We start from the raw sequence: 4272 nt of genomic DNA, 5'->3' as shown, positions 1-4272 counted from the left end.
ACGAGTGGACAACTCCGACCGTGCCTTACTGTAGATCAACTCGGCTCTTTGCTGTGGCGGTAGAGCCTGCAGTTCCTTGCTGATCGTCGTCATCGGGCGTCCTGTGGGTGCGCACGCGCCTGACGGGCACGCTGCAGCTCCCGCGCGAAGCGCGCGCCAGCGAAATCGTCCACCGACGTCTGTTCGACGCTGGCAGCGTTTCGCGAGGCTTGTTCGCGAAATTCCTCGGCAGCACCTTCGAGCGCGCGAAGCGAGCCGTAGCTTTCCATGGCCTGGTGCCGCAGTGCGTCTAGCTCTGCACCAGCGGCGTGGCGCATCTCCTGCAGCCGAGTGGCCTCGGCACGCGCACGCAGGAGATAGGCCATCGGCGAGAAGACGAGGTTGCCAGCCGCGATCTGCTTCTCGCGGGCCAACGTGTCGCTGAGCGCCTTGGCGGAAGCATCCGCTTCCACCAGTTTACGGGTAGCGCCCCCGATCGCCGCGCGCAGGTCGTCTACCTCACGCTTACGTGCGCGCAGCGCCGTATCGTACGGGGTCCTCATGCGGAAGGCTCCATCATGGCAGCCAGCGTAGCAAAGGTCTCGGCGGCGTGGCCGCGGTCGCCCTTGCCTTGCTTCAGCAACGTCTCGATCGCGGGAGCGAGGCGGATCGCCTCGTCCACCTCTCCGCTCGATCCTGCCTTGTACGCACCGAGCCGCACCATCTCCTCCATGTCGCCATAGGTGGATAGCAGGCGGCGCGCAGCGAGACGGGTATCGTTCTCCTGAGTGGTTTGACAATTCGGCAGCGTGCGCGACACTGACTTCAGGATGTCGATCGCAGGGTAGCGGCCGCGCTCGGCGATGCGCCGGGTTATCACGACATGGCCATCGAGGATGCCGCGTACTGCGTCGGCCACCGGCTCGTTATGATCATCGCCGTCCACCAGTACGGTGAATAGCCCGGTGATGGAGCCTTGGCCCGGCAGACCTGGGCCGGCCCGTTCCAAGAGACGCGGCAACTCGGCGAACACGGTAGGGGTGTATCCCTTCGTCGCCGGCGGCTCGCCGTTCGCAAGGCCGATTTCCCGCTGCGCCATCGCGAAACGAGTGACCGAATCCATCAGGCAAAGGACATGGAGGCCCTGATCGCGGAAGTGCTCCGCGATCGCGAGGGTAGTCCAGGCCGCTTGACGCCGCATCAGGGCAGGTTCGTCCGACGTGGCTACCACCACCACGCTACGGGCGAGCCCTTCGGGGCCGAGGTCGTCCTCGACGAACTCCTGCACTTCACGGCCGCGCTCGCCAATCAGGCCGATCACCGCCACGTCGCACTCGGTCCAGCGGGCAAGCATGGACAACAGCACGGACTTGCCGACGCCCGATCCTGCGAAGAGCCCAAGGCGCTGCCCCCGGCAGAGCGGCACGAATACGTCCAGCGCGCGAACGCCGGTCTCGATCTTCTCGCCGACCCTCGCGCGATGGGCGGCGAGCGGGGGGGCGGCCTTGATCAGGCGCGGTTCAGCGCCTCGCGGTAGCAGACCCTTGCCGTCCACAGGCCGGCCCAACCCGTCCACCATGCGGCCGAGCCAGGCATTACTGGGCCGGAGCGCGAACTCGCCCGCCGCCAGCCGCGCACGCGTGCCTGATGAGAGCCCGTGCGGATCGCTGAACGGAAGGCAGTGTGCGACCCCGGCGTCGAGCCCGGTGACCTCTGCTTCCACCGCCTCGCCGCTCCCGCCGATGCTTATACGCGATCCGATCTGGGCGGCGCCGGTCAGGCCTTCCACCTCGATCAGCGCTCCGCGCACCGCCACCACCTTGCCGAAGCGTTGGTCGGGGGACAGCGCACGAAGCGCGCGAGCCGCTGAACCGAGCGTCTGCACCGTTCAGGCCGCTTGGATCGGCAGGCGGCCCAGCGCCTCGTTCTCATAGGCGATCAAGGCACGACATTCCGCAAGCGCACGGTAATAGTCGCCGGTGGCGAGCTGGTGCGCAAGGGCGGTGCAGATTGCGCGTGCTTCCTCGGTCTCCAGCGCCTTCACCATATCGCCCAGCAGGCTCACGATCTGTTCCTGCTGGGCCGCCTGACGTTCCTCGCTGCCGATGTAGGCGAGCATGCACGCGAAGTAGAGCCGCCGTGCCGGCGTGACAGCCTCTTCCGGCGACATCACCTCGCGGCCGCGCAGCAGCGCGACGTGGTTCTCGACCACTAGGTTCGTGCGGCCGACGGCGCGCATCACCGCGCCATTCACGATCATCTTTTCGCCGTCCTTCAGCGAGATACGCAGTGTCATCGTCGGCGCCTTTGTTTGTGCCTTTACCAACTTATAGGACGGCAGAGGGCCATAGCAGGAAGAAGTCGGCAAAAATTGCCGATCTGATTTTCCTGCGCGTTTCCACCAAACAGGGCAGCTCTCTTCTACAATAAGTCTAGACGGGCGTGCTCGGCAGCAAAGCCGGTGGGCCTAAGCACCCGTAGGAGACCATCGTTGAGCCTTTATTCCGCCCTTTACGCCGGTGTGTCCGGCCTCAGTGCCGAAGCTGCCGCCATGGCAGGCGTCGCCGACAACATCACCAACATCAACACCGTGGGCTACAAGGGCGTGGAGACGCAGTTCCGCACCATGGTAACCGATGGCAGGTCCCGGTCGACCTATTCGGCGGGTGGCGTCCAGGCGGCACCGCGCTCCCTGATATCGCAGCAGGGTCTGCTTTCCGCGTCGAACAGCGCCACCGACATGGCGCTCGATGGGAATGGCTTCTTCGTGACCCGCGACAGCAGCAAGCCGGACAGCAGCGTGACGTTCACCCGCGCCGGGTCGTTCAGCGCGGACAAGGAAGGCTACCTCCGCAATACCGGCGGCTACTACCTGCAGGGCTGGAAGCTGGATAACGCGGGCAACTACACCAACACGGGCGACCTGAATGCGCTGCAGCCTGTGCGGCTGAGCGACCTGACGGGCACGGCAGCGCCGACCTCCAAGATCGCGATGCGCGTGAACCTACAGTCGACCACCGCGGTGAATACGGGCGCCTACGCCACCGGAGACATGGCGTCGGGCGCATTGACCCCGCAGTTCACCCGCGCGGTTACGGTGTACGACGCGCAGGGTGGCGCACACCAGCTCAACGTCGGCTTCGTCAAGCGCAATCCGAATGAATGGGCGGCCGAGATCTACGCTGCGCCGGCAACCGAGGTGACCGCTGCCAACGGACTGGTCGCGAGCGGTACGGTTCGCTTCAACGGCGACGGCAGCCTTGATCTCACCAACAGCTCCCCGGCGCTGTTCGGCGCGCTGAACATCGGCTGGACGAACGGTGCGGGCTCCAGCCCGATCCGGCTTCAGCTTGGGGACAACGGCAGCCTGAATGGTCTGACGCAGTTTGGCAGCGAGTCCGCGCTGATCTCCTCCAGCGTCGACGGCGGTCTGCAGGGCGCTTTCACCGTCCAGATTTCCGAGACCGGCCGGGTGAGCGCGTTGTTCGACGACGGAACCTCACGCGAGGTGTTCCAGCTCCCCGTGGCGACCTTCCCCAACCCCAATGGGCTGACTCGCCTGTCGGGCAATGCCTACGGCGCATCAGACCTGTCGGGTCTGGTGGCGATCAACGAGGGCGGAGCAGCGGGCGCGGGTAAACTCTCGTCCAACAACCTGGAGGCCTCGACGGTCGACCTGGCTGGCGAGTTCACCAACATGATCCGGTTCCAGCGGGCCTACAGCGCGTCGTCGAAGATCATCACCACAGTGGACGACATGCTTCAGGAAGTCAGCAATCTGAAGCGCTGATGACAGGGGCGGCGTCGAACGCCGCCCATAATAAGGAAACGGTTCGTGTCGTTGAACGAAATCTTCGGATCGGCCATGTCGGGCCTTGGTGCTGCCCAGGCCGGGTTGCGAACCGTCTCTAACAACATCGCCAACGTCGGCACGCCCGGTTACGCGCGTGAGAAGGTGGCCATCACCACCGCGGTGTCGGGCGGGAAGGTGAATGGCGTTTCCGTGGGCGAGACCAGCCGGGTGGCGGATCGCTTCCTAGAGACCACGGTGTACAAGCGCGCCGGCGACGTGGGGGAGGCAGATGTCACCTCCTCTTACCTGGGCCGGCTCCAAGCCCTGCTGGGCGCGCCCGGTGCCGAGTCCGGTCTTCCGGCACAGCTTGATAAGATCCGCTCCTCGGCGATCGCGATGACAGCCGACCCGAGCTCGACGCAGGCGGTGGCGGGCTTCACCGCGAATGTGCAGGACGCGATCGGATCGATGCAGCAGCTGTCGGGCGACGTCACGGCCCT

At 65.6% G+C, this 4272-nt stretch carries 5 protein-coding genes; 2 read left to right on the top strand and 3 right to left on the bottom strand.

Annotated features, from left to right (window positions below; genetic code table 11):
* Positions 1 to 89 precede the first annotated feature (89 nt).
* From VF643_RS03555 to VF643_RS03545, 3 genes are read right to left on the bottom strand one after another with little or no spacing between them, the layout of a single operon-like run.
* Entirely contained in the window at positions 90 to 542 is a 453-nt protein-coding gene (locus tag VF643_RS03555) for a hypothetical protein (protein ID WP_331041996.1), read from the bottom strand.
* Complete coding sequence (fliI, locus tag VF643_RS03550) at positions 539 to 1864, bottom strand: flagellar protein export ATPase FliI (protein ID WP_331041995.1); 1326 nt, start codon at positions 1862 to 1864, stop codon at positions 539 to 541. Before fliI ends, VF643_RS03555 begins: the two co-directional genes overlap by 4 nt.
* 3 nt (positions 1865 to 1867) lie before the next feature.
* Positions 1868 to 2275: a flagellar biosynthesis repressor FlbT gene (locus VF643_RS03545; protein ID WP_331041994.1), complete on the bottom strand. Its 408-nt coding sequence runs from the start codon at positions 2273 to 2275 to the stop codon at positions 1868 to 1870.
* A 195-nt stretch (positions 2276 to 2470) separates the two neighbouring features.
* Between VF643_RS03545 and VF643_RS03540 the strand changes: the two genes are divergently transcribed.
* Both VF643_RS03540 and VF643_RS03535 read left to right on the top strand, forming a co-directional pair.
* A complete protein-coding gene (locus VF643_RS03540) occupies positions 2471 to 3769 on the top strand; it encodes a flagellar hook protein FlgE (protein WP_331041993.1) in 1299 nt (432 codons plus the stop codon).
* Between the two features lie 45 nt (positions 3770 to 3814).
* Positions 3815 to 4272, top strand: a 458-nt coding sequence (locus tag VF643_RS03535; RefSeq protein WP_331041992.1) for a flagellar basal body protein, incomplete at its 3' end; no start/stop codon positions are given.

It is taken from the genome of Sphingomonas sp., from assembly GCF_036387595.1.
Classification (GTDB): domain Bacteria; phylum Pseudomonadota; class Alphaproteobacteria; order Sphingomonadales; family Sphingomonadaceae; genus Sphingomonas.
This window is presented reverse-complemented; position numbering and strand designations above follow the sequence as displayed.